Genomic DNA, 26,013 nt, shown 5'->3' with positions numbered 1-26,013 from the left:
ACAATGTTGGAAAAACAGCCCCTTTACGACCAATAGTAATCAGAATGGTTTCTGTCTCTGTCAAAATGACTTTACAAACGCTTCATTTAGTTAGTTCGCTGACCCCATTGATTTGTTCGTACATTTGCCATAAGTCCTCAATCATACAACAGAAACCGGCTTTATGCGCCTAATTTTTTCAATTCTGGTGGTGTCTACAATTACCACGGCATCCTTCGCTCAACTCAAAAAAACAGCAGGCACAACGGCTAAAGTGAGTGCAGCCGCTCAAACGTTGGCCAGACCTAAACTAGTTGTTGGCATTGTCGTCGACCAGATGCGGTACGACTATCTGTATCGGTATTACGACAAATTTAGCACGGGTGGATTTCGGCGTATGATGGATGGCGGTTTCAACGCCCGCAACAATCATTATCATTACGCAGCAACGTATACGGGCCCTGGTCATGCGGCTATTTATACGGGCTCGGCTCCGGCGCTAAACGGCATCGTCGGGAATGATTTCTACGAACGAAACATCGGTCGGTTAATGTATTGCGCCGAGGATACAACGGTTAATACGGTTGGCAATACTGGTGTCGCCGGCAAAATGTCTCCCAGGAATCTACTCGTGACCACTATTGGCGACCAGCTTAAGCTAGCAACCGACGGACGCGCCAAGGTTATCGGGATTGCGCTGAAAGACAGAGGAGCCATTTTACCCGCCGGGCACGCAGCCAATGCTGCTTATTGGTTCGATTCGAAAGATGGGAACTTCATTAGCAGCACATTTTATCAAAATGAACTGCCAAAATGGGTGCAGGAGTTTAATGCCCGCAAGTTGCCCGATCAGTTCATAAGTCAGAAATGGGAGACCTCCCTGCCGATGAATAAGTACACCGAAAGTACAGGTGATGATGAGCCTTATGAAACGGTGCTCGCCGGAGAAACCAAATCTGTTTTCCCGCATACATTCGCTATTCAGGCGGGTGGCAGTAAGTATGAGCCATTGCGCACGAGTCCTTATGGTGATCAGATTACAAAAGAGTTTGCGCTGGCTGCCCTGAAAAATGAACAACTCGGGCAACGGGGTGTAACCGATATGCTCTGCGTAAGTTTTTCGTCTCCCGATTACATTGGGCACGCCTTTGGTACACACGCCATTGAAACCGAAGATCAGTACATTCGGCTGGACCAGCAACTAGCTGAGTTTCTTAATCAGTTGGATGCTACCGTGGGTAAAGGCCAATGGGTGGCTTTTTTATCGGCCGACCACGGCGTTGTCGATGCACCCGGTTTTCTACAGCAGAACCGGATCCCAGCGGGGGTTCGTGGCTACGGTGAAATTGGTGAAGCGGTTAAATCTACCCTCGAAAAAGCCTATGGGCCAGGGCAATGGATGCTGTCGTATTTCAACCAGCAGGTTTATCTTAACCATGCGTTGATGACAGAAAAGAAAATTGCTATGCAGGATGTGTATGAGCTGCTTCGGACCGTGTTGCTTAAACAAAAAGCGGTGGTGAATGTCGTGAATTTACATAACCTGGGTGCCGAAGCCCTGCCGACTCTGCAGGAGAACCTATTTCGGAACGTGTACCACCCTAACCGCAGTGGCGATTTCTACGTACTTCAACAGCCCGGATGGCTCGAAGGCCGCAACAAAGGCACAACCCATGGCACAACATATGCTTACGACACCCACGTGCCGTTTTTGCTCTATGGCTGGGGCATTAAGCCGGGCCAAACGCTTCGCCGAACCCATGTTCACGACATAGCACCTACGATTACAGCACTGCTGGGCCTGTTAGAACCCAGTGGCTGCATTGGCAATCCGGTCGAGGAAGCGATTAAATAATGTAGGTAGATGTAGGATGTATGTTTCTCCAGCTACATCATATATCCTACATCATACATCAAAAAGAAAACTTATTTCCTTAAACCCAAAATACCTCACCTTTCCATCGACGCTTATCGCTAGCCGCCCGGTGGAATCTATACCGCAAATGGTGCCCCTGAAATAGTGGCCTTCGCTTTCAAAGCTATGCTCTTCCTGGTAGCGATATAAAATCTGTAAATAGTTTGTCTTAAGCGTATTACGCTGCCCGGAGCGTAGTTGTAGGTATCGTTGTTCCAGCGTCTCGCAAAGACGGCTAAGCAGCCCCGGTAAATCGTAAGCATTCGGGATGGGAGCCTGACATTGTAGCGATGTGGCCGTTGCATAGCCAAATTCCGTTTGGTTCACGTTCAACCCAATACCCACGACCGACCAGGCGATGTTATAGCCGTGCAACGTGTTTTCAATCAAAATACCGCCCAGTTTTTGGTCGTCAACATAAACGTCATTGGGCCACTTTATGCGTAATGAATGGCCAATTAGCGGTTGCAGGGTGTCGTAAATACCCAAAGAAATGGCCATGTTAAGCCAGAATTGATCTGTGGCCATCAAAAAGGAGGGACTCAGAATAAGCGAAAATGTTAGGTTTTCACTGGGCTTTGCTTCCCACTGATTGCCACGTTGTCCTCGGCCCGCCGTTTGATGATCGGTAATGACAACTAGTCCTTCATTCGGGGTCGATTGGGCAATCAAAGTAGCCGCTTCATCGTTAGTTGACTGACAGCTTGGCAGATATTGGATTATTTGTCCAATAAAAAGCGTTTTGGGATAGATTTTGTACAAAGTATTGTTTAGTTTAGTAGTAGAGAGTTGATGAATGGTACTGCGGGCTTCTAAACACCCATAGGCAACGTACCCGCTGATCAGCTTATCGTGCAATGTTAAACCGAAAGCATGAGAATTAACAAAAACAGTGAGTTTACCGCTGAGCAGATACGTGATTTCGCTGTTCGGGGAATGCAGGAGAAAAAAGGACAGGATATTGTCGTAATGGACCTGCGAAAAGTTAAGAATGCAATTTGCGATTATTTCGTTCTTTGCTCGGGTACCTCCGACACACAGATTGATGCTATATCGACTTCCGTTGAGGAAGAAGTATATAAAGCCAGTAAGCAAGATCCCTGGCACAAGGAAGGAAAATTGAACCGGGAGTGGATTCTGCTTGATTACGTCGATGTTGTTGTTCACGTTTTCAAGAAAGATCGTCGCTCGTTCTATGATCTCGAACAGCTGTGGGGCGATGCCGAAATTCACGTCATTGAGGACAATGATTTGGCCGTAGCATCTTAAATTAAGATAGGAAGCAATTGGAGGGTAAGCTGTTGGTTTTTAGTAGCTTAAAACATAATTGATGCCCATCTGCTTTTAAATGGAGTTATCGTATAATAGGCCCATTTTGGGCCGCTTGTGGGGCTGACAGACCGTTTGTCCTAACCATTTCGCAGTAGAAACAATCATTCGCGAAACGGTGTTACCCTTGAAATCCGTTAGTACAACCTGAGGAAATGGCAGAAAATAATAAAAATCCGTTAGTACCCCGTGGTGGGCCACGTAAGCCCAACTTTCAGGGCTGGATTGTTGCATTGCTGATTGCCGCCATTCTTGGCATTACATTCTTTAATAGAAGCTCAGCGACCCGCGACATTACGCAAAAGCGATTTGAGCGAATGGTGAAAGATCATGAGGTTGCTGAAGCCATTGTTGTCAATGACAAAATAGCTGAAGTGACCCTGACGCAACAGGCCGCGCAAAGTCCTAAATACCGCAACCTCTTTGCCGAAAAACCATATTTCGGTAACAACCAGGGGCCACACTTTCAGTTTCAGATTGCATCCGGCGAAACGTTCAAAAAAGATTTGGACCAGTTGCAGCAGGGCATGCCTGACAATGAAAAAATAGACTTAAAGTTTGAAACACGAAGCGACTTCGGCAGTATCATCAGCACATGGGGTTTCCTAATCGTCATGATTCTGGCGATGTACTTCCTGCTCGGACGTATGTCGGGCGCGGGTGGTCCGGGTGGTCAGATCTTTAATATCGGAAAATCGAAAGCCGCCTTGTTTGATGCCGACAACAAAGTGAAAATCACTTTCAATGATGTTGCCGGGCTGGATGAAGCAAAGGAAGAAATCAAAGAGATTGTTGATTACCTGAAAAACCCGACCAAGTTCACCAAACTTGGTGCGAAAATTCCGAAGGGAGCTCTCTTAATTGGCCCTCCGGGTACAGGTAAAACCCTGCTGGCTAAAGCTGTTGCTGGTGAAGCAGGCGTTCCTTTCTTCTCTTTATCAGGATCGGATTTCGTAGAAATGTTTGTTGGGGTAGGTGCCGCTCGGGTACGTGACTTGTTCAAACAGGCGAAAGAGAAAGCTCCTTGCATCATTTTTATTGATGAAATTGACGCGGTTGGTCGGTCACGGGGCCGTGGCTCCATGCCAGGTGCCAACGACGAACGTGAGAATACGCTGAACTCCCTGCTGGTAGAAATGGATGGGTTTGCAACCGATTCGGGTATCATTATCCTGGCTGCCACCAACCGTCCTGATGTATTGGATCCAGCTTTGCAGCGTCCGGGCCGCTTCGATCGGCAGATTAGTATCGATAAGCCAGACATTATTGGCCGGGAAGCCATTTTCCGGGTTCACCTGAAGCCTATCAAATTGTCGGCTGATGTTGATCCGAAGGAGTTGGCTGCACAAACGCCGGGTTTTGCTGGTGCAGAGATTGCCAACGTTTGTAACGAAGCTGCCCTGATTGCAGCCCGTAGCGATAAAGAAGCTGTTGATATGAAAGATTTCCAGGATGCGATGGATCGTGTCATTGGCGGTCTGGAAAAGAAAAACAAAATTATTTCGCCAGAGGAGAAAGAGATTGTTGCGTACCACGAAGCGGGTCATGCCGTGGCTGGCTGGTACCTCGAACATGCCGATCCCCTCGTGAAAGTAACCATCGTACCACGTGGTGTAGCTGCCCTTGGATATGCCCAGTATCTTCCCCGCGAGCAGTATCTGTACCGCACCGAACAACTCATGGACGAAATGTGCATGGCGTTGGGTGGCCGGGCAGCTGAGGATCTCATCTTTGGCAAAGTATCGACGGGTGCCCTGAGCGATCTGGAGCGCATTACCAAGTTGGCATACAGCATGGTGACCATGTACGGTATGAACGATAAAATCGGGAATGTCTCGTTCTATGATTCGAAACAATCGGACTATAGTTTCAATAAGCCTTACTCAGAAGAGACGGCCAAACACATTGATGATGAAGTTCGGAAGATTGTTAGCCTGGCATACGATCGGACAAAAGGTTTGCTGAGCGACCATAAAGATGCACTGGAAATTTTGGCCAAAGAGTTGCTTGAGAAAGAGATCTTATACCAAAATGACCTGGTCCGTCTGATCGGCAAGCGCCCTTTCGAACGGGAAACCGTTTACCAGGCTTATAAGAATAAAGGTGTAGCCGAAGAGGTTAAGGAAGACATTGGTTTGGATTCCAAACCCGCTGAAACGGAACCAGAATCGTTACCGATATAAATTGACTGGATAAAAAAGGGGCTCTCGATCGAGAGCCCCTTTTTTATGTTATTTTTTACCCAACTCAATTACCTGCATATCGAGAATCTTACCTGCATCAAGCGAAAACCGGATAACCGTTCGTATCTTATGAAAGCCGGTCTTACCAGCAGCGCCGGGATTGATGAACAACAGATTGTTTATCGTAGGGTCTCGCACGACTTTGAGAATGTGTGAGTGACCACAAACAAATAAGTCCGGCGGGTTGGCTTTCAACGCTGGTCGTGTCGTTGGGTTATAGTTGGGTGGCGTACCACCAATATGCGTCATCCAAATATCCAGACCTTCGAGGGTAAAGCGCTGGTTTATGGGCAAGTCGTTTGATTCTTTATCAATATTACCACTCACAATGCGTAAGGGTCGGAACGTTCGTAATTGTTCGGCGACCGTCAGATGGCCAACATCACCCGCGTGCCAAATCTCGTTACAAGCGTCAAAATGAACAAAAATCTGCGGGTCGAGATAACTGTGGGTATCTGACAAAAGGCCTATTCGCGTCATGCTATGGAATGCGTCTTATAAAGCAAGGATCAACTCTTTCATCTCGCTTCGAATCTTCTTCTTGTCGATTTTCCCGACGCTTGTCTTCGGAATTTCAGATACAAATAAAATTCGGTCGGGCACATACCATTTGTGTAACTCACCCCGATCCACTTTTGCCTTCAAGTCGGCTTTTATGCCTTCGGCCGTTAAGGAATAACCTGGTTTCTGGATGATGAGCGCATGTGGACGTTCGCCCCAGCGGTCGTCGGGAAGGCCAATAACGGCGGACTCAGCTACCCCGTCGACCTGTGACAAAACATCTTCCATATCCAGCGAAGATACCCATTCACCCCCGGTTTTGATAACGTCTTTGGTACGGTCAGAAATCATAACCCAATAGTCCGCCGTAATGCTGGCCACATCACCCGTGTGAAGCCAGCCACCTTTCCAAAGGTCGGCACCGCGCTCGGGATCTTCGTAATAACCCTGAGTAAGCCAGGGGCCACGCGCCACAATTTCGCCAAGCGAATGGCCATCGTGAGGCACAAAGTTTCCGTTGTCGTCCATCAAACGCATCTCAACAAAAGGCGAAATACGCCCGGCGCGGGTTCGAAGCTCAATTTGCTCTTCAGCCGACAATTCTTTCTCCTGCTCATTTAAGTAGCCAATAGCCATTACGGGAGCTGTTTCGGACATGCCGTAGCCTGACATAACGGTAATTCCCAGATTCATTGCGGCATTCGCCAGTCCTTTTGTCAGTGCCGAACCACCAATCATTACTTTCCAGCGGCTGAGATTGGCCCGGAAATTTGGGGCCGCTGGACTGCTGACAAGCATGTTCAGAATGGTTGGAACACAATGAGACAAAGTAACCCCTTCTTTAACAAGTAGTTTAAGGAGTAGCTCGGGCTCATAGCGGCCTGGGTACACCTGCTTGGCCGACATCATGGTGGCCAGAAAAGGGAAGCCCCAGGCATGGACATGGAACATGGGCGTAATGGGCATATACACGTCAGTAGAGCCCTTGAACGGCATGGCTTCGTAACCGATGATGTAGGTCAGCAAGCCCATTGTATGCATGAACAACTGTCGGTGGGAGAAGTAAACACCCTTCGGATTGCCTGTTGTACCCGTCGTATAAAAGGACGTAGCCCAGGTATTTTCATCAAAATCCGGAAACTCATACTGATTCGAAGCGCCCTTCAACAGGGCTTCGTATTCGCCCGAAAAACCAGTTGGTATCTCGCTAAGCGGGGTTGTTTCGGCACCATTGCTATAAACGTTGTCACTCAGGACGATAAACGTTTCAACTGTTGTTAACTGGTCTTTTATAGCTGCCAGAATGGGCAGGAAATCCTCGTGAATCAGGACAAGCTTATCCTTAGCGTGATTCATGGTGTATAAAATCTGCGCGGGCGATAACCGAACGTTGACGGTGTGAAGAATGGCTCCCAAGCTCGTAACACCAAAAAAACATTCGAGGTATCGATGGCTATCCCAGTCAAATACAGCAACCATATCACCCGGTTGGATGTCCAGCTCCGTCAGCACATTCGCCAATTGCCGAACACGTTGGTTGAACTGGACATAGTTTATTCGAAATAAGTCCCGATAAACAATCTCGCGTTGAGGTTCATATTTGAGCGACTGCGCCAGCATCGTTTTAATCAGCATGGGGGGCTCATGCGCTTCTGCAGTGCGTGGAATTAGTTTTGTCTGAATCATAAGTAGTTAACGGTGTTTGCTCGAAAAATGATAATTCGAAGGTATAATTGAATAATGGAAAGAAAAAACAGGCGATAATAAAATAAGCCCGGCCACCAATTACTTGATGACCGGGCTTATTGTCGTTGATTCTATCTGTATGCAAATCGACCGTTTGACGCGGCAGCAGGACTACAGAAGTAAACCGGCAATTGTGGCTGACATATAGCTCGCCAAGGTTCCACAAATCAGTGCTTTGAAACCGATTCGAGCCAAATCGCTGCGTCGTTTGGGGGCCAGCTCGCCAATTCCGCCTACCTGAATGGCAATAGAGCTGAAATTGGCAAAGCCGCATAAGGCAAAGCTGACAATTGCGATTGTTTTGGGATCGAGCGTGTTTTTGATTTTTACCAGATCCAGGTATGCCACAAATTCGTTGACCACCATTTTGGTCCCCATCAGCGCCCCGGCGGCTTCAATATCTTTGCCCGGTACGCCCATGGCCCACGCAAACAACGAGAAGAGTTTACCTAGCAGATAATTAAGGCTCAGGTAGTCGATGCTGAAAATGTAATAGCCCAGCCGGAACATAATGCTATCGATCAAGGCGATGAGCGCGATAAAGCCGATCAGCATGGCAATGACATTGAAGCCTACTTTGAGGCCCTCGCTGGCTCCCGCTGCAATGGCATCGAGCAGGTTGGCATAGATTTTCTTGATCTCTACTTTAACCGTCCCCTGCGTTTCCGAAACCTGCGTTTCGGGCATAACAATTTTGCTGATAACCAGCGCACCCGGCGCAGCCATGATGCTGGCGGCTAACAGGTAGGGAGCCGGAACGCCAAGCGAGATGTAGACCGCCAGAACGCCACCCGCGATACAGGCAAACGAGCCGGTCATACTGGCCAGCAGTTCGGAGTTCGTCATGCCGTTCAGGTAAGGCTTGATCATGATCTGTGCTTCAACCTGCCCCACAAAGGTACTGGCTACGTTGGAAAGCGCTTCGGCACCGCTTACGCCCATAAGCCACTTCATGGCCTTCGCCATAACAGCTACCACCCGTTGCATGATGCCCAGATGATAGAAGATATTGACCAGTACCGCTACGAAAATAATGGTTGGAATAACTTTAAAGAAGAAAATGAAACTATTCTGAGGACCAAAAGCCTTTGACAGTTCATCGGGTCTTACCAGGGATGAAAACACAAATTCAGCGCCTTTATTGGCTTTTTGTAAAAGCCGGTCAACATAATAGCCAAGTCCCTGAAAGATGTTTCGGCCAATATCTGTTTTCAAAACAAAGACTGCCAGACTAAACTGAAGAAGAAGCCCAACACCGACGGTACGATAGTTGATTGCTTTTCGGTTATCAGAAAGGGCATAAGCAATACCCAAAATTAAAACAATGCCTATCAGGCCAGTAAAACGCTCCATTCAGTAAAGATACAATTGCAGTTAGGTTGGCGAATATACAAAAAGAAGGGATGGAACACGTCCCTAAAAAATCACCCCAAACGAAAACCGTCTGATTTAACAAAGAATATTCGTTAAATCAGACGGTTAGCCTGTTCTTAAATTTGTTTAGAGGATACTTTTCAAGTCAAGTTCAAATCCTGGTAATACCCTTTCGCCGGAAAGCAGACCAAGTCCAGCAACTTCCTGAGTTGCCTGATTAGACCGGTAAATATAGGTTACCTGATTCGAAACATCGATTAACCAACCTAATTGGCAACCGTTAGCCATCCAGTCATCCATTTTCTCGAAGCAGTCTTTCAGGCGGTCAGACTGGGAGCGTAATTCGAGAACAAAATCAGGGCATAACGGTAGAATCTTGCGACGCTGTTCAGCGGTAAGTGTATCCCAGCGGCTTTGTTTAATGGCAGAAACATCGGGTGACATGATCGACGTATCAGGCAGGCGAAAGGCCGTCGACGAATCGAAAAACTTTCCGAATTGGGACTGCCAGTTCCAAACAGCAAACCGAGCTGCTAATTCAAAATTGGTATTACCGGTTTCTCCACTTGTGTTGGCCATTAGTACAATATCACCATTCTTCCGGCGCTCAAATTTCAGGTCCGGATTATCCTGACAAAAACGAGTGAACTCGTCATCGTTCATTCTTAAATCTTCCGGTAAATGCACCCGTATTGATTCCATATTGTACAAATGTAACTAAGATTTTGGCTAAGTAATCAAATGGATTAGATTGGTTGCTTAGGCAAAATCTTAGTTTGAAACAAGTTACTACGATCGGAACGACTAAATGTTCGCAATGGCCCGTTCGGCACCTTCCTGATATTCCTCTTCAATCTGAGCTACATCAGCCGGTTTAATCTCAGGATCAAACAGCCGGGCTTCCATGGCTTCTTTTTCCGTTACTTCAAAGAAACGCTGATGCATATTGAACGGTTCGGCACCTTCGGATACTTCACATTTCTTAAAATCGCCATCTTCCTTCAGCTCATACGCATTGACATTGTCGCGCAGGTTCTCTTTTAGAATAAGGATGGCCTGTTGCTTGACTCGTTTATCGGCTAGAATGAATAACGACTCAATACGTCGGTCAAAGCTTCGTACCATCACATCGGCGCTACCGCCATATACTTTCGGATCGCCGTTGTTGTGAAAATAGTAGATGCGCGTGTGCTCCAGAAAATCACCTACGATGGAGCGAACTGTTATATTTTCACTCAAACCAGCCCGGTGAGGTCGCAGGCAGCAGATGCTGCGGACGATCAGCCGGATGGGTACACCCGCCTGCGATGCCTTGTACAACTCATCGATTACCTGCTTGTCTTCTAGGGAGTTGACTTTTATACAAATGCCGCTTAATAAACCCCGCTGCGCATTATCCGCTTCGATCCGGATCAGTCGAAGCAACTGTTCACGCATGTCGCGCGGGGCCGTAATCAGGTATTGGTATTGATTGGGTACTGAATGACCCGTGATGACATTGAAAAACTCCGAAATATCATGAGTGTACGTCTCATTCGTTGTCAGCAAGCCGATATCGGTGTACAATTTCGACGTATCTTCATTGTAGTTGCCGGTGGCCATGTGGGCATAGCGGACAACGCGGCTCCCTTCATTTCGAACGACCAGAAGTAGCTTGGTATGGGTTTTGAACCGGCTGATGCCGTAAATAACGAAGCAGCCCGCTTTCTGCAAGCGTTGCGCTTCCCGAATATTATTCTCCTCGTCAAAACGAGCTTTCACTTCAAAAAGAACCGATACGTGCTTACCATTTTCGGCCGCTTTTAATAAAGCCTCCGTAATGCGGGACCGTTTGGCCAGCCGGTAAACGGTAATTTTGATGGCCAATACGTTCGGGTCTTCAGCCGCTTGTTCGAGCAGTTGAAGCACCGGTTCAAAATTATTGTAAGGATGGTGAAGCAGCAGATCGCGCTGTTTGATCAGCTCAAATATGTCGTCGGTTTTATCACGCCCCAATCCCAGCGGAGGTACGGGTGCATGCGGAACGGGCATCCCATCCTTAAACTCTGGATTACCAATGATTTGCCATAAAGACGAAAAATCGAGCAGTGTATGGGATTCGAAAATGTTTAAGTCATCAATTTCCCACCGCTTTTTGAGCAGATTCAACATCCAGGGTGATCCTACCGAAGACTGGCTATCGGTCCCGCTGCCTTTGGTTTCAATTTCAACCCGAGTCACACGGCCCAGGCGACGATTTTTGATCTTCTGCCGAACTTCGTCAATGAAATCGACTTCATCATCGTCGTTCTCATCGAGCGTAAAATCGCCATTCCGCGTGATGCGAAACAGATTTACCGATTGAATTTCGACGTTTCTATACAGTTTTTTGATATTCTGCCGAACAATCTCTTCAATCGGGATGAAGACGATGGTATCCTCGCGCTCGAACGAAATAAATCGGGGCAGGTTAGCTGGGATCTGGACAAAAGACAACCGTTGGCGGTCATCTTCATCTTCGGCCCGCAGGCTTTTTACTTCCGCTTCATCGGGATTTTGCGTAACGACACCAAAAATGAGGACTTTAGCCAACAGGACCGGGAAGGTATGCGTGTAGTCATACAACATGGGAGTCAACGTTGGATAGATGGCCCGGTCGAAGTAATTTGTCGCTTCTTCCTGCTCTTCAGGCGCCATACTGGCGTATGTAACAAGTTGCAGCCCGTTTTCGGCAAAAAGGGGTAACAATTGTTCCGAGAAGACAGCCTGTTGCTCCTGAAAAAACTGATGGGCTGTCGTGTAGAGGGCTTTCCGGAAAGGTACTTCACGCAATCCCGAGTAGTCGACCCGTTGCTTATGATAGTCGAGGTAGTTGTACAAACTACCTACACGGATCATAAAGAACTCGTCCAAATTTGACGCCGAGATCGCCAGGAACTTCAGCCGTTCCATGAGTGTGCGGTTTCCTAAAGGAGCCTGGGCCGTACGAGCCTGATCCAGTACGCGCTCATTGAACTTAAGCCAACTCAAATCGCGGCTTAAGTAGTCACTCTGGTCAATGACATTGATAACTTTTTCACTAACCTTCGCCAGTTTGTCTGCTCCCTGGGCCGGTGCATTGGCCGGTCGGTTCGTGAAACGGGAAACCAAGTTACCCAATATGGTGCGGTTTGAGTTAAGGGAATAACGCATACTCGTTTGAAAAGTTGAAGTACAACAAAAAAGCGGACTGAACAGCCCGCTTTATGTTATTTTTCGGTTAAACATCCACTCGGGCGTATTTTGCATTTCGTTCGATGAAGTCGCGCCTTGGGGCTACTTCATCGCCCATCAGGGTTGAGAAGACGTGATCTGCATCGGCAGCTGATTCAACCGTTACGACTTTCAAGGTTCGGCTATCGGGGTTCATGGTCGTACTCCAGAGCTGTTCGGCGTTCATCTCGCCCAAACCTTTATACCGCTGAACACCCACACTTTCTTCCTTACCACCAGCGGCCAGTTCTTTCACCGCGGCTTCGCGCTGTGCTTCTGTCCAGCAATAGCGCTCCTCTTTGCCTTTTTTAATCAGGTACAGCGGAGGCTGCGCAATATAGATGTAGCCGTTGTCGATCAGCGCCTTCATGTTGCGGTAGAAGAGCGTCAGAATCAAGGTACGAATGTGGCTACCGTCAACGTCAGCATCGGTCATGATAATGATTTTGTGATACCGAAGTTTATCCAGGTTCATCACCGTCTCATCATCTTTCTTTTCAAGGCGTACACCGAGGGCAGTCCAGATGTTCTTAATCTCTTCGTTTTCGTAGATCCGGTGCTCCATGGCTTTCTCCACGTTCAGGATCTTACCGCGAAGGGGAAGAATCGCCTGAAACGCCCGGTTGCGGCCTTGCTTGGCCGTTCCGCCAGCCGAGTCACCTTCAACCAGGTACAATTCACATTTCTCCGGATCGGTATCGGAGCAGTCAGCAAGTTTGCCTGGAAGGCCCATGCCACCCATGAAGTCCTTGCGCTCGGTCATGATGCGCTTGTAGGCCAGATCGGCCGCAATACGCGCCTGAGCGGACACCAGCACTTTCTTCACGATGCCCTTTGCCGTATTCGGGTTTTCTTCCAGCCAGGTTTCCAGCAGATCAGCCATTGCCTGACTTACCGCGCTCACCACTTCCTGGTTACCCAGTTTCGTCTTGGTTTGCCCTTCAAACTGAGGTTCGGCTACTTTGACCGAAATAACGGCAGTAAGACCCTTCCGGAAATCTTCACCACTGAAGGTCACCTTACCCGAGTTTTTAGGTAACACGCCGGGGTTTTTGTCGGCATAGTTTTTCAATACACGCGTTAAGGCAGAGCGGAAGCCCTGCACGTGTGTACCTCCTTCGTGGGTATTGATGTTGTTGACGTAAGAAAGGACGTTTTCGCCCGCTTCATAGTTATATATCAAGGCCACCTGAACAGGGGTCGAACCTTTCGTATTTTCCATGTAGATGGGCTTCATTCCATCCAGGGCGGGGCGGGTTTGATCAAGGTATTCGACAAACTCGACCAGACCACCTTCTGAAAAGAAATCATCCTGACGCAAGGGTTGGCCATTTTCGTCCAGTTCCCGTAAATCGTTCAGGAAGATATGGATGCCTTTATTCAAGTAAGCTAACTCACGCAGACGGCCTGCAATGGTATCGTACTTATAAACCGTATCGGTAAAGATAGTACCGTCGGGCTTGAAATGCGTTCTCGTGCCCGTGTCCTCAGCATCGCCGATGACACGAACATCATACAAGGGAATACCAATTTTGTATTCCTGTTCAAAAATCTTGCCCTCGCGGTGCACTTCTACCCGCAGATCGGTTGACAGAGCGTTTACGCAGGAGACGCCAACGCCGTGAAGACCACCAGAGACTTTATAGGTATCTTTATCAAATTTACCACCAGCGTGCAGCATGGTCATCGCCATTTGAAGCGCCGAGACGCCCATCTTGGTGTTGATACCCGTCGGGATACCCCGGCCGTTATCCTGCACAGTAATTGAGTTATCGGGATTGATGGTTACCGTAATCTTGTCGCAGTAACCTGCCAACGCTTCATCAATGGAATTATCGACAACTTCCCAGATAAGGTGATGGAGACCACGTGTACCAACGTCACCAATGTACATGGATGGACGTTTGCGTACGGCTTCCAGCCCTTCTAGTACCTGGATATTATCGGCACCATAATTGCCTAACGCGGTTTCAATGGGAGCGTCTTCTTCAATAAGTTCGTTGGTCATATCAGAATGGGAGCGTGTCAGAAATATGTTGTTTCCGGCCTAAAAAGGGCCTGATTGTATGGGTCTAACAGATTGTAAAAATACAAATTTTTTTGGTCTTTTCCTACCCATCTCCGCTAAGAATAGCTTAATATACGAAAAAATACTCTAATCACTCATCCGCGCGCTAGTTATTGGCTCTAAGCCAGTTTTTACGCCCTTTTGCGCCTTTTTTTTATCAAGCGCTTCAACCTCGACCCAACCCGGAAATGGCGAGTAATAACGGACTCTCTGCCGCCAAACCATTTCTGGAAAAAGTATCATTGCGATCAACAAACAGGAAAGATTCCTTACGTTACTTTATACCTATAACTGAACCGCAGAAAATAGGGACATCAACACTTTTTTTACGGATCGGTAGAAAATAATGCTCACTAAAACAAAAGCCGGATCAGTACTGATCCGGCCTGGTAGAAAATTATCAAAAAGGAGTACTAATCTTCCGGATAGGGAATGTAAACAAAGCCCGCAAAATCGCCGTGAACAACGAACAGACAGCAATATTCATCGGGCTTTTTATAATTCTCTTTCCAGAGTTCGAGTGAGTTGGTACCAATGAGTTCACGTTGTACGAACTCGTCAACGAAGGATGCTTTGTAATTCCATAAATTTTCCAGTTCGTTGGCTGCAATCAGGATCTGACCGATGGGCACGTCACGACGCGAGGCTACAAAAACAGGAAACTCCGAAAATCCGCGCTTCCGAATTTGGTAGGAGGCTTCTTTTAACTGATCGGCCACCTTCACGAAATCCGACGAGATAAGGCCCATCAATTCTTTATTGACGTCGTAGGAGTTTGCGTCATCGAGCAGGGTATTTTCGTTGCTGTGGTTGATCATGGGAAATAGTTTTCGGCTTACAGTTCACGGTTTATAGTTAGCTGATGCGGAATTGCTTGCGCACCGAAAACTATAAACCAAAAATCATAAACATGTTAACTTAAAATCGGGCGGCCAGCAAGAGGTCCAGATCTTTAAACCGCATGTTGAATTTGCGTGCGATATAGGCGTTGGTGAGCGTTCCTTTGTGACTGTAAACACCTTTCATAAACCAACGGTTCGCATACATCATCTGCTCGATACCGCCCGTGGTGCCCGTTTCGAGCAGGAAAGGGAGAAAGATATTGCTCAGCGCCATACTAGCCGTGTAGGCAACGCGTGCTGCTATGTTGGGGACGCAGTAGTGAATAACCCCCATATGTTTGAATGTAGGCTGCTTGTGGGTCGTCATGCGGGAGGTCTCGAAGTTGCCGCCCTGGTCAATCGACACATCGATGATAACCGAATCGGGTTTCATCCGTCCAATCATTTCTTCAGTCACCACCACCGGGCTGAATGCATCGTCGGCCCGCATGGCACCAATGACGACATCGGCCCGCTGAATGGCTTCGGCCAGGGTATCGGAGTCGATAATGGAGGTGTAAACGTGCTGCCCAACGGCATACTTAAGTCGTTGGAGTTTATACAAATGCTTATCGAATACTTTTACATCGGCACCCATGCCAATAGCGGTACGGGTTGCGTATTCGGTAACTGTTCCGGCGCCGAGCATCACTACTTTTGTCGGTGGCACACCCGTTATGCCACCCAGAATAATCCCCCGGCCATTATCGGCATTGCTCAGGTATTCTCCGGCGATAAGCATCACCGTGCTGCCCGCAATTTCGCTCATTGAACGAATAACCGGTAAGTTACCGCCCTGGTCTTCAATATATTCGTAACCAAACGATGTTAAGTTCTTGCTATTGATTTTTTCGAAGTAGGCCCGGTCGTGGGTGGGTAAGTTGACGGCAGAAATAACCGTGCTGCCCGATTGAACGTGTTCAAACTCAGCCTCGACAAGGGGCTCGACTTTGAGAATCAGGTTCGCTTCGTACACTTCTTTGGGCGAGCGGGCAATCTGCGCGCCAGCTTCGCTGTATTCGGTATCTGAGAATTTAGCTTTCTCTCCCGCGCCCTGTTCAACAATCACGTTGTGCCCGTTTCGCACCAGAATCGCTACCGCTTCGGGGGTTAATGCGATGCGGTTTTCCTGAAGCGACACTTCTTTAGGCAGACCAATGAGCAGGCTGTTCCGATTGGTCTTTACCGCCAGCGGAGCTTCTTTCGGGTACAAGGCCGTTTGTTTGGCCAATTCCTCAAATCCAGTCACTTTATACGTGTTTACGATTTTATGGTATTTGGTTTACGGTATTCTGTAGTCCGTTAACCGTAGCAAAGGGCCACGTAAACTTATCGGTACTACCATAAACTGAATACTGTAAACCTGTCAATAAACGGTTAAACCAAATTTGTTTCGATTAGTCTACGGCCATCCGGTTCTGCCGACATATGAACCTGGTAATAGGTAGCAGGCCATAGCGATGTAATGCGCTCTGGCCATTCAATGAAGCAATAATTACCGGAATCTATGTACTCTTCCAAGCCAATGTCCAGTGCTTCGGCTTCATTCCGGAGTCGGTAACAATCGAAGTGATAAACAGAATGCCCCTCATGTGTGGTGTATTCATTTACGATCGAAAAGGTTGGACTTTGTACCAGGCTAACGACTCCCAATGTTCGGCAGATAGCCTTGATCAGCGTTGTTTTGCCCGCTCCCATGTCGCCCTCAAATAGCCAGACTGACTGCTCTCTGCCATCGGCCAATAGCTGGCGGGCAATGGTGTCAAGTTTATCCACATGGTCAAGATGCAGGGTCATAGGCGTTTCAGGAATAAACCGCAAAGATATGGATTTTAGGCTGTCCATTTTCCTCGCCCGGGGTTACTTAGTACCTGATTTGTTAGCGTATCTCCGAAACTAATCGGTGTGCTGAGGGCAGGAGAGACCATACACGATGCTGACAGCGCGGTTTTCTCTGACTACAGTCGGAATGGCTAAAATAAAAATGGGTAATCCGCAAACATACTTTGCGGATTACCCACGAAATTGTTCAATAGTGATCTATAGGTTATTGCTCAATACCCGTACAACCGAGGCTGATTAGTTATAACCCGGATTTTGTACAAGCGTTTCTTTGCCGTCTTTCTTACTGTTGAATATTTCCTGAAGCGGGATCGGGAAGTACTCATGTCGGCCTTTAATGAACTGAACGCCATTCAGGTACAGCCGTTTTTTGGATTCAGTTGAGTAATAGGCGTTCAGAGTTTGATCCGCTACACCCCAGCGAACCAGATCAAACCGGCGGTGGCCTTCCATGGCAAATTCCAGCCGTTGCTCAAACTGTACAGCTTTACGGGCAGTTGCCTGATCGGTCCAGGGAGTCGTGTATTCTTTGATGACGTAATTGGCTGCTGGAGACCCATCGGCATTTTTGACAAAACCATCCGGGTTGGCTGCCCGTCGCCGAATTTGGTTTACATACCCACGAGCTTTGTTCAGATCACCAATTTCAACTTCAATTTCAGCCAGCCAGAGCAATACGTGGTCATACCGAATCATACGGTAATTATTGGCATTCAGGCGGGGGTTACCAGCGAAGGTGTTTGTCCCCACATCTGACTTATACATCACGTGCTTTTTAGGCGAGTAGGGGCCACCGTATGCCTGATCGCGTACGTAAGCTTTGCCAGGATGAACACCCCAATCCAGATACGGAATGCCCCGACGGCCAACCGTCCAGTCAAGACGCGGATCGACGGCGCCAGCATAGGGTGTAAATGGCGCCGTCGATTCGATGTTCTGGTCGCTGGTTAAGTCTGACGCATTGAACGAATCAACGAGTGGCAGGCCATTGGCATCTGTCTTGAAGGCGTTTACCAAATTTTGGGAAGGTTGGAAAAAGCCGCAACAGGTTGTAACGCCACCACCACCATAGGGGTAGTTGAGTGTTGAGCCGATGTTGCCATTCTCACCACCCGATGCGCCGTCGTTGACCGAATACTGTACCTCAAAAATGGACTCCGCGTTGTTGTTGGTCACCGCTTTAAAGTTGTCGTGATACTTGTCCATCAGTTTATACTGATTGCTGGCAACCACGGCTTCGAGCAATACTTTGGCTTCGGCGTATTTTTTCTGATACAAATAGGCTTTGCCCAATTCGGCTGCGGCTGCCCATTTGGTTGGGCGACCTACCTGTGTTTGTTTGGCAGGCAGCACATCGTAAGCGGCTTTTAGGTCAGCGACAATGTTGGGCCAGATATCGGTGGTATTAGCCAGTTTCGTGCTTTCGAGATCATTGGGATTGTAAATTTTCTCGTCAATGTAGGGAACCATGTTAAACATCTTTTTGAGTTCAAAATGGTAATGCCCACGCAGAAACCGGGCTTCGGCGGTGACCTGTGCTTTCTCCGCATCGGTCATGTCTTTCGTAACGGCCAATGCCTGTAAAACGTCGTTCGTGCGGGCAATCCCGTCATACATACCCCGCCATTTTCCCCGGAAGTAAATGTTGTCGGACTGAATATTGCCTTGCTCGATGAGCGAAATCGGCGGCTGATCCCCGGCGATAGTGCCTTTGTAGGCGTCATCGCTGGCAACGCTGCCGTAGACCCAGTTATCGGCACCTACCTGATATGACCGGTAAGCGCCTTCGGCCGTTGCCCAGCCATCCAGAAGCGCATAGGCGCCAATCAGCAAGGCATTTACACCGGTTTTATTTTGTAGCGTCGTAACGGCTAGCGCGGCTTTAGGCTGCACATCCAGAAACTTGTCGGAGCAGGAAGTTGCCACTGCCAGACAAAATAAGGTTATGACTATAGTTAATTTTTTCATGGATTTTATTGGCGAATCTGCAAGGCGTTAACACCTTATAGATTCAGGTTAAAATGACAGATTCAGACCTACTAATACGGTTTTTGCAACGGGATAGGAGCCACCGTCGACCCCAATCTGGCGGTCGTTGCCAGCGGAATAAGCGCGCAGGTTGATTTCTGGGTCCATGCCTGAATACTTGGTAACCGTAAACAGGTTCTGTCCCTGAATGTAAACGGACGTTGCACCCAGGCCCAATTTGGAAAGCAGCAATTGGGGAAGTTGATAGGTTAACTGAATGTTTTTCATCCGGAAATACGAGCCACTCTCCAGGTAGTAAGTCGACGGTTGAATACTAACCTGATCGCTCGATCTGAGCTGGGGTAATATGGCATCTGTTTTTCCCGGCTGCCATGACTGATACAGCATACGCGTGCTGCGGTTACCGGCAAACGTTGGAAAGTCAGTCCAGTATTTCGTGTAGTTGAAAATCTGGTTGCCCTGGACACCTTGCCCAAACAGCGTAAGCCCGAAGTTTTTATAGTTCAGGTTTAGATTCAGGCCATACGTGAATTTTGGGTGCGGGCTGCCAATGATGCTCAGGTCTTTGGTATTAATAACGCCATCGCCATTTATATCACGGAACTTAAAGCGGCCCGCCACGTTCTCGGATGCCGCATTTCCGAACTGAACCGGAGCGGCCTTCGCTTCTTCATTCGTCTGGAATATGCCGTCGATGGTGTAGCCAAAGAAGGACGAGACAGGGTAGTCCTGCTGAGTGACAACGAAGTTCTGAATCCGCTCGTCGTTGATGCCGAAATACTGCGTACTTGGGTCACCATTGGTTTTGGTTACTACGTTGCGGTAGGTGCTGAAGTTAGCGCCAACGTTATAACTCAGTCCACCGCTGCCGATTTTATCGCCATAGTTGATCATCAGGTCAACACCCCGGTTGCGCATCGACCCGATGTTCTGGAAAGGAACCGTGGCTACCCCCTGGGTGAGGGGTGCCTGCACCGGAAAGAGCATATCGGAAGTTGTGCGTGTATACCAGTCGAAGCCCACCGTTAGTCGATTTTTGAGCAGGCTAGCGTCAAAGCCGATGTTCAGGCTGGTTGTGGTTTCCCATTTTGCCCTGGCGTTACCAAACTGCGTGAGTTCGTAGCCGGGCACCGCCGAGGTACGTGTTCCATTGATGTCATAAAAGGACGTAATGGGGTTCGTGCTGAACTGCGTGAAGGAGTTGTAGTTCCCAATTTCCTGGTTACCCGTCTGGCCCCAGCCAGCCCGGAATTTCAGATCATCGAACAGGGTGATCGGCTTGAAAAAGTTCTCCTTTGAGACACGCCAGCCAACACTGGCCGCCGGGAACACCGCCGACCGGAACTCTTTCGCGAAGCGCGACGAACGGTCACGACGAACGGTCAGGTCAATCAGGTATTTATCATCCAGCACATAATTCAGCTTGGCAAACTCGGAGGCTAACCGCCAGTTCGATGCTCCACCATTGTTTGTCTGAACGCCCGTGCCCGCACTCAGGTATCGGTTTTCGACGTCATCAACGGCGAAGTTCGTCCGGCTGGCATCGAATGTTTCAAAATAATTTTTGATGGATTCTGTACCGACAATGACATTGAACCGGTGCCGGTCGCCAATGGCCATGTTATAGGTCAGAGTATTGTACCACGTCCAGGTCCATTCATAGTTGTTGTTGGTTTGCAGGCTGTTAGAGCCACGAGCTTCAGCTGATTCAATATCCCGAATGGTGTAGTTTTTGAAATTGAACAGGTTGTAATCGATCCCGAAGCTGGTCCGGGCCGTCAGGTTTTTCAGGATGTCGACTTCGGCAAATGCATTGCCAAACAGCCGAATCTCTTTCTGAATATTATCCTTGTTCCGGTAAAGTAGAGCCACCGGATTATTGGCGTTATCAAGGTCGCCCCCACGTGTGCCGGCGAAGTTACCCGCTACGTCGTAAACCGGAATAATTGGCTGAATACGATACGCGAAGGAGACGGGGTTGCTTTCGGCGTTGTTGCCGTTAGGCTGGCCTAGGCGTTCGCCATAAGCGACCTGAAAGTTTTGCCCAACGCGAACTCGCTTGTTCACGTTAAACTCGGTATTGGCCCGCAGCGAATAGCGTTTGTAGCCCGTGTACTTCATGATCCCTTCCTGGTTGAAGTAGTTCAGCGACATGGCATAGCGCCCGTTCTCGCTACCACCCGATACCCCTAGCTGATGATTCTGGATAGGAGCGGTCTGAAAAATCTCTTCCAGCCAGTTGGTTCCTGTTTTATTGGCTGGCGTGATGAGTAAGAAAGTTGGTGAATTAATGTCATTGTTGTAATTGACGTATGTTCCGTCGGGGTTCCGGGCAAGCCGAGGGTCGCTGGCCGATGCGCCACTGGGTAGCACAAAATCAGGGATGACGGGCGTTGCCCCATTGCCAAACTGCGAGTGAACCGGATTGCCGTTGGCACCGACAACCCCGGAGTTAATGCGGGATGTCCAGGTTAGCTGAGCATACTCCTGGGTGTTGAGCATATCCAGTAACTTGCCGTGCCGCTGTGAACCATAATACGTATCGTAAGTGAATTTAGGTTTACCGGCTTTCCCTTTCTTCGTTGTAATAATGACGACGCCATTGCCCGCGCGCGAGCCGTAGATGGAAGCGGCTGACGCATCTTTTAAAATCTGCATGCTCTCTACGTCGTTTAAATTCAGGGTGTTAAGGTTTCCCTTGGTTGGAACGCCGTCGATTACATAAAGCGGGGAGTTATCATTGATCGTACCAAAACCCCGGATACGTACCATGACACCGCCACCAGGAGAGTTTTCATTGCCAACCTGCACACCAGCTACCCGACCCTGAAGAGCCTGCCCAACGTTGGTTGCCGGCACCGACAGAAGCTGCTTGGTATCTACTGTGGCTACGGCTCCCGTAATGTCCCGTTTGGCCTGTGCGCCATAACCCGTCACGACTACTTCATTAAGTGTTTTTATGTCGGGTGCCATGGCCAGGTTGATGGTTGTTCGGGAACCAATCGTAACTTCCTGAGAGGCATAGCCAATAGCCGAAACAGTTAGTACATCGCGTCCGGCAGCAACATTCAAGGAAAACTGCCCATTGGCGTCGGTAACCACGCCCGTCTGGGTTCCTTTCACAACAATATTAGCGCCGGGGAGGCCACTATTGTCGTTGCCGTCGGTAATCCGGCCGGTAATTTTGCGTTCCTGGGCAAAAGCCCCTAGGCACAAAAGCCAAGCGAAAACAACGAGTGGCAATGTGCGGTACGCTTGTCGTAAAGCGCGTTTCATCATCAGATTAATTAGAATTAGGTGGAAATATTAGTGAGCGATACTACTTGAGTATAATCCCTTAAAGCTATAAATTTAAGAATTCTAATTAACCAGTTTTTAATTGTAATAAATGGTTATAAAAGAAAAAGGTCCGCTGATTATCAACAGCGGACCTTTTCAATAATTTGAGTGTAAATACGGCATGCGATTACGCCGACGTTGACCAATGATTAGGTCAATTGCAGCTCGTCAATTACGCGCTGTACTTTGGCTTTTAGCTGGGCATACGTATCATCGAAGGCATCTTTACTTTCGAGCGGTTCAACCACACTGACGTAAAACTTGATTTTGGGCTCCGTTCCCGATGGACGGGCCGATACTTTGGTGCCGTCTTCGGTGAAAAACTGCAACACGTTTGACGACTCAATGCCCATTTTGCCGGCTTCGATAGTCGACGTCTGTCCACTCTGTGGGTCCAAACGCGTGAGCGCTTTATAATCATCTACCCGAACCACGGCCGATCCAGCGATGGATTTGGGCGGGTTTGCCCGGAAACCGGCCATCATTTGTTGAATGGCATCCGCCCCTTCCCGTCCTTTTTTAGTGAGCGATACCAGCGCTTCATAATAAAAGCCATTTTCCTGATACATAGCCATCAGCATATCGAACAGGCTTTTACCCTGATCTTTGGCGTAGGCAGTCAGTTCGGCAATAATGGCGCAGGAGGCAATGGCATCTTTATCGCGCACGAAATCGCCGATCAGGTAGCCGTAGCTTTCTTCGCCCCCGCCAATAAACTGTTCTTTTCCTTCCAGTTCCCGGATCACTTCGGCGATGTATTTAAAACCGGTCAGGGTGTTATAGCAATTTACACCGTAACGAGCGCACATCTTGTCGATGAGGTCGGTGGTAACGATGGTCTTGGCCACAAACTCCTTTCCGGTTAGCTTACCCGCATCTTTCCAGGCATTGAGCAGGTAATAGATAATCAGACTGGCCATCTGATTGCCGTTCAGCAACTCAAATTCGCCATGATGATTGCGGGCACCAGCGCCAACGCGGTCGGCGTCGGGGTCAGTGGCCATAATGAGATCGGCGTTCAGTTTGTTGGCCAAGTCAAGGGCCAGTTGCATGGCTGCGCGTTCTTCGGGATTCGGCGATTTCACCGTTGGGAAGTTGCCATCCGGCGTAGCCTGCTCTTCCACAATGTGAACGTTGTTGAAACCCAGGGCATCGAGGACGCGCGGTACCAGCGTAATGCCCGTACCGTGAATAGGCGTATAAACGATATTCAGGTTAGCCTGCCGTTGGATGACATCCGGGTTGACGGCGTTCGATTTGACCCGCTCTACGTAGGGCGCATCGATTTCTTCGTCGATCAGGTGGATTTTCTCCGGCACGCCTTCAAACTTAATCGCATCGACGGAGGTGATCTTGTTCACTTCGGCAATAATGCCTTTGTCGTGGGGGGCCACTACCTGGCCCCCATCGTTCCAGTACACTTTATACCCGTTGTATTCGGGTGGGTTGTGCGAGGCCGTAACGACAATGCCGCTCTGGCAGCCCAACTGGCGAATGGCAAAGGAGAGTTCAGGGGTGGGGCGCAGGCTGCTGAACAGATACACCTTAATGCCGTTTGCCGAAAAAATATCGGCTACTAACCGGGCAAATTCCGGACTCATCCGGCGGCTATCGTGCGCAATGGCGACGCTAATATCTTCGCCGGGGAAGGCTGCGTTGATATAATTAGATAGCCCCTGCGTAGCGGCTCCAACCGTATAGCGGTTCATTCGGTTTGAGCCTACACCTAAAACGCCCCGCAGGCCCCCGGTGCCAAATTCAAGGTCGCGGTAGAACGAGTCGGTAAGCTCCGCAATATTGCCGGAGTCGATCAGATGCTGGATAGCCTCTTTGGAATCAGCATCGTAGTTGCCGCTAAGCCATTGGTCGACGCGTTGCTGAGTAGGGGAATCAAGGGTTACTTCCATTGGTCAAGGGTGATAATTTGGAGTTGGTTTAAACGCTAACCTGGTTAGCACGCTGGTTGTTAAGCGAACGGAATGGGGCAATAGACGAAAATATCGTTAACGATGGAAGCAAATTGCAAATGCCTTTTATCGACTTCAGGCAAAATAGCCTCAATGGATCCCATACGATTTATGCTTTTATTCGCCAAAATTACAATTCCCCCTGTGCCAACCAAACCTGCACGATAGAATCCTGGCGGGTTTCTTGTAAATCCAGGCTCAAAAACGCCTGTAGCGTCAATCCTGCCAGCCATCCGGCTTAAAGGGCGTTCGACTGTCGCTGGAAACGCAGATGGCCGTTACAGGTCGGGGTGGACCGCCCCATACGCGAATAGGAGGGTAAGGATATAGGGGCTCAGGAATGGGTTGTCGTAGGTTAAGGGAATAAAACAGTTCAGCGCCGGGTAAGGTAGAAGCTCTGGTCGGGTCTGTCTGGCCAAAAGGCAGACCAACAACATCTTTACGATCCAGCCAGTACCGCACGGCCGATACGGCCGATGCTGTAAAATAACCAACAACCGACTCGGCACGGTTGCCCGCGTTATGAATATTGCCCACCGGGGCGGATGGAGATGAATCGGTCAGGCCGTTTACATTTTGGGTCTGGTTCTGAAAGCGGCTGAAATAGGTATGGGCTGATGGCGGTAAGGACAATTGCCTGATTTCAACAAGTGCCGCTGTACTGTCATAATAGGGAATCTGTGCCACGTTTCGCCCCAGAATCTGACCGCCGTTGCTGTATTGATCGTCGAAGACATTAAGCGACGAGCTGTAAATAATGTCCCAGCACTGCGTACGGCAGGGGTAATCATACACAAATGATCCGCTATAAAACGGGGGCTGGGCAGCTTCTAAATAGTTGACGGGCACAAAACAGTTTTCATAAAGTTCGTCGCTGGAAACATAGAACGTTTTGTCTTTATAGGCATGGGGCGGAATAACATTGACCGCATAAATACCCTGCTGACAGCTCCGACACCAGTGCTGCTTTTCGTAGAGTTTCCATTCCCATCGGTAGTAATTGTGCTGATTTGCCGGGTCTGTCCAATCGATAAATACATCATGACCGGCCCGATAACCGCCTGCCAGTTGTTGTCCGACCGGCAGGCTGGCCGAGTTGAATTTGGCCGACACGCGCCCAATGGCCGGTACCGGCTGCATGATTTGCTGCGTTGATACATAGTGCGTCCCATCACTCAGGGTAAACTGCAACTGGTAAGCATGACCTACTTGTCCTCTGAAATCACTGGGTAGCTGATAACTACCCGCTACCGTTTCATGGCAGGCTAAACGTTGCGCGGAATCGACAAGCACTTCGACCAATGCCTTTGTAATCGGCACAGAGCCAAAGCGGCCAGTTAAGGGGTCTGATTTGGACCGGTTGATCCGGATAATTTGCGGTTCGGGCAGGTTTGTGATGGTACCATCGACGACCAGAATATCTACGGTTTCAATAATCGTTAACTCGAGCGGATCTACACAAGCGGTGAGCAGGAACGTGAGTAGCAAGCTGCTCAACGCAAAAACGACTAAGCGCATATCAGTTAAAAAAAGTAATTTAACCAGAAACAATTGATAAATAACAAGCTATTTTTAGCCATACCCGGAAAGTATAGATGAACTACCTGTA

General features: G+C 48.7%; 17 protein-coding genes. 3 read left to right on the top strand and 14 right to left on the bottom strand.

Translation table 11 applies throughout. The features are described 5' to 3' along the window. The first annotated feature begins 163 nt into the window (after nt 1-163). Nucleotides 164-1,834, top strand: coding sequence for an alkaline phosphatase PafA (gene pafA / locus SD10_RS16945; protein WP_046575309.1), 1,671 nt, complete (start codon nt 164-166; stop codon nt 1,832-1,834). Between the two features lie 51 nt (nt 1,835-1,885). Here the strand turns inward: pafA and SD10_RS16940 are convergent, their stop codons facing one another. Next, on the bottom strand, nt 1,886-2,656 hold the full coding sequence (locus SD10_RS16940; protein WP_046575308.1) for a biotin--[acetyl-CoA-carboxylase] ligase: 771 nt from the start codon (nt 2,654-2,656) through the stop codon (nt 1,886-1,888). Between the two features lie 111 nt (nt 2,657-2,767). Between SD10_RS16940 and rsfS the strand changes: the two genes are divergently transcribed. Together rsfS and ftsH are read left to right on the top strand one after the other, a co-directional pair. Beyond that, complete coding sequence (gene rsfS, locus SD10_RS16935; RefSeq protein WP_046575307.1) at nt 2,768-3,163, top strand: ribosome silencing factor; 396 nt, start codon at nt 2,768-2,770, stop codon at nt 3,161-3,163. Between the two features lie 215 nt (nt 3,164-3,378). Next, nucleotides 3,379-5,406: an ATP-dependent zinc metalloprotease FtsH gene (gene ftsH / locus SD10_RS16930; RefSeq protein ID WP_046575306.1), complete on the top strand. Its 2,028-nt coding sequence runs from the start codon at nt 3,379-3,381 to the stop codon at nt 5,404-5,406. A 48-nt stretch (nt 5,407-5,454) separates the two neighbouring features. Here the strand turns inward: ftsH and SD10_RS16925 are convergent, their stop codons facing one another. The 13 genes from SD10_RS16925 to SD10_RS16860 form a co-directional block, all read right to left on the bottom strand. Then, nucleotides 5,455-5,946 carry a metallophosphoesterase family protein gene (locus tag SD10_RS16925; protein ID WP_046575304.1) on the bottom strand — a complete coding sequence of 164 codons (492 nt, stop codon included), beginning with the start codon at nt 5,944-5,946 and terminating at the stop codon, nt 5,455-5,457. 15 nt (nt 5,947-5,961) lie between these two features. Then, nucleotides 5,962-7,653 carry a fatty acid--CoA ligase gene (locus SD10_RS16920; RefSeq protein ID WP_046575303.1) on the bottom strand — a complete coding sequence of 564 codons (1,692 nt, stop codon included), beginning with the start codon at nt 7,651-7,653 and terminating at the stop codon, nt 5,962-5,964. 171 nt (nt 7,654-7,824) lie between these two features. Then, nucleotides 7,825-9,066 carry a NupC/NupG family nucleoside CNT transporter gene (locus tag SD10_RS16915; protein ID WP_046575302.1) on the bottom strand — a complete coding sequence of 414 codons (1,242 nt, stop codon included), beginning with the start codon at nt 9,064-9,066 and terminating at the stop codon, nt 7,825-7,827. A 147-nt stretch (nt 9,067-9,213) separates the two neighbouring features. Continuing rightward, complete coding sequence (locus SD10_RS16910; protein WP_046575301.1) at nt 9,214-9,789, bottom strand: Uma2 family endonuclease; 576 nt, start codon at nt 9,787-9,789, stop codon at nt 9,214-9,216. A 102-nt stretch (nt 9,790-9,891) separates the two neighbouring features. Further along, entirely contained in the window at nt 9,892-12,258 is a 2,367-nt protein-coding gene (gene ppk1 / locus SD10_RS16905; RefSeq protein ID WP_046575299.1) for a polyphosphate kinase 1, read from the bottom strand. Between the two features lie 67 nt (nt 12,259-12,325). Beyond that, nucleotides 12,326-14,326 (bottom strand): DNA topoisomerase (ATP-hydrolyzing) subunit B, encoded by a 2,001-nt coding sequence (gene gyrB, locus SD10_RS16900; RefSeq protein WP_046575298.1) that lies wholly within the window; start codon nt 14,324-14,326, stop codon nt 12,326-12,328. A gap of 473 nt (nt 14,327-14,799) precedes the next feature. After that, nucleotides 14,800-15,204 carry a hypothetical protein gene (locus tag SD10_RS16895; protein ID WP_046575297.1) on the bottom strand — a complete coding sequence of 135 codons (405 nt, stop codon included), beginning with the start codon at nt 15,202-15,204 and terminating at the stop codon, nt 14,800-14,802. A gap of 100 nt (nt 15,205-15,304) precedes the next feature. Continuing rightward, a complete protein-coding gene (locus SD10_RS16890) occupies nt 15,305-16,516 on the bottom strand; it encodes an alanine dehydrogenase (RefSeq protein WP_046575296.1) in 1,212 nt (403 codons plus the stop codon). Between the two features lie 128 nt (nt 16,517-16,644). Further along, complete coding sequence (tsaE, locus tag SD10_RS16885) at nt 16,645-17,064, bottom strand: tRNA (adenosine(37)-N6)-threonylcarbamoyltransferase complex ATPase subunit type 1 TsaE (RefSeq protein WP_046579679.1); 420 nt, start codon at nt 17,062-17,064, stop codon at nt 16,645-16,647. 282 nt (nt 17,065-17,346) lie between these two features. After that, a complete protein-coding gene (locus SD10_RS16880) occupies nt 17,347-19,077 on the bottom strand; it encodes a RagB/SusD family nutrient uptake outer membrane protein (protein ID WP_046575295.1) in 1,731 nt (576 codons plus the stop codon). A 48-nt stretch (nt 19,078-19,125) separates the two neighbouring features. Continuing rightward, nucleotides 19,126-22,377: a SusC/RagA family TonB-linked outer membrane protein gene (locus tag SD10_RS16875; RefSeq protein WP_394330444.1), complete on the bottom strand. Its 3,252-nt coding sequence runs from the start codon at nt 22,375-22,377 to the stop codon at nt 19,126-19,128. A 209-nt stretch (nt 22,378-22,586) separates the two neighbouring features. Further along, nucleotides 22,587-24,344 (bottom strand): phospho-sugar mutase, encoded by a 1,758-nt coding sequence (locus SD10_RS16870; protein ID WP_046575292.1) that lies wholly within the window; start codon nt 24,342-24,344, stop codon nt 22,587-22,589. A 276-nt stretch (nt 24,345-24,620) separates the two neighbouring features. Then, a complete protein-coding gene (locus SD10_RS16860) occupies nt 24,621-25,922 on the bottom strand; it encodes a DUF4249 domain-containing protein (RefSeq protein WP_046579678.1) in 1,302 nt (433 codons plus the stop codon). Nucleotides 25,923-26,013: the final 91 nt, after the last annotated feature.

This window comes from Spirosoma radiotolerans, assembly GCF_000974425.1.
In the GTDB taxonomy this organism is placed as follows: Bacteria; Bacteroidota; Bacteroidia; order Cytophagales; family Spirosomataceae; genus Spirosoma; species Spirosoma radiotolerans.
Note: the sequence above shows the minus strand (reverse complement) of the source record. Positions and strands in the feature narration are given on the sequence as shown.

Bases quoted from the DNA above. Each gene is read 5' to 3' on its own strand.
- ppk1 (WP_046575299.1), bottom strand. From the start codon at position 12,258: ATGCGTTATTCCCTTAACTCAAACCGCACCATATTGGGTAACTTGGTT.
- SD10_RS16880 (WP_046575295.1), bottom strand. From the start codon at position 19,077: ATGAAAAAATTAACTATAGTCATAACCTTATTTTGTCTGGCAGTGGCA.
- SD10_RS16875 (WP_394330444.1), bottom strand. From the start codon at position 22,377: ATGATGAAACGCGCTTTACGACAAGCGTACCGCACATTGCCACTCGTT.
- SD10_RS16895 (WP_046575297.1), bottom strand. From the start codon at position 15,204: ATGATCAACCACAGCAACGAAAATACCCTGCTCGATGACGCAAACTCC.
- rsfS (WP_046575307.1), top strand. From the start codon at position 2,768: ATGAGAATTAACAAAAACAGTGAGTTTACCGCTGAGCAGATACGTGAT.
- SD10_RS16910 (WP_046575301.1), bottom strand. From the start codon at position 9,789: ATGGAATCAATACGGGTGCATTTACCGGAAGATTTAAGAATGAACGAT.
- SD10_RS16870 (WP_046575292.1), bottom strand. From the start codon at position 24,344: ATGGAAGTAACCCTTGATTCCCCTACTCAGCAACGCGTCGACCAATGG.
- SD10_RS16920 (WP_046575303.1), bottom strand. From the start codon at position 7,653: ATGATTCAGACAAAACTAATTCCACGCACTGCAGAAGCGCATGAGCCC.
- tsaE (WP_046579679.1), bottom strand. From the start codon at position 17,064: ATGACCCTGCATCTTGACCATGTGGATAAACTTGACACCATTGCCCGC.
- pafA (WP_046575309.1), top strand. From the start codon at position 164: ATGCGCCTAATTTTTTCAATTCTGGTGGTGTCTACAATTACCACGGCA.
- ftsH (WP_046575306.1), top strand. From the start codon at position 3,379: ATGGCAGAAAATAATAAAAATCCGTTAGTACCCCGTGGTGGGCCACGT.
- SD10_RS16860 (WP_046579678.1), bottom strand. From the start codon at position 25,922: ATGCGCTTAGTCGTTTTTGCGTTGAGCAGCTTGCTACTCACGTTCCTG.
- gyrB (WP_046575298.1), bottom strand. From the start codon at position 14,326: ATGACCAACGAACTTATTGAAGAAGACGCTCCCATTGAAACCGCGTTA.
- SD10_RS16915 (WP_046575302.1), bottom strand. From the start codon at position 9,066: ATGGAGCGTTTTACTGGCCTGATAGGCATTGTTTTAATTTTGGGTATT.
- SD10_RS16925 (WP_046575304.1), bottom strand. From the start codon at position 5,946: ATGACGCGAATAGGCCTTTTGTCAGATACCCACAGTTATCTCGACCCG.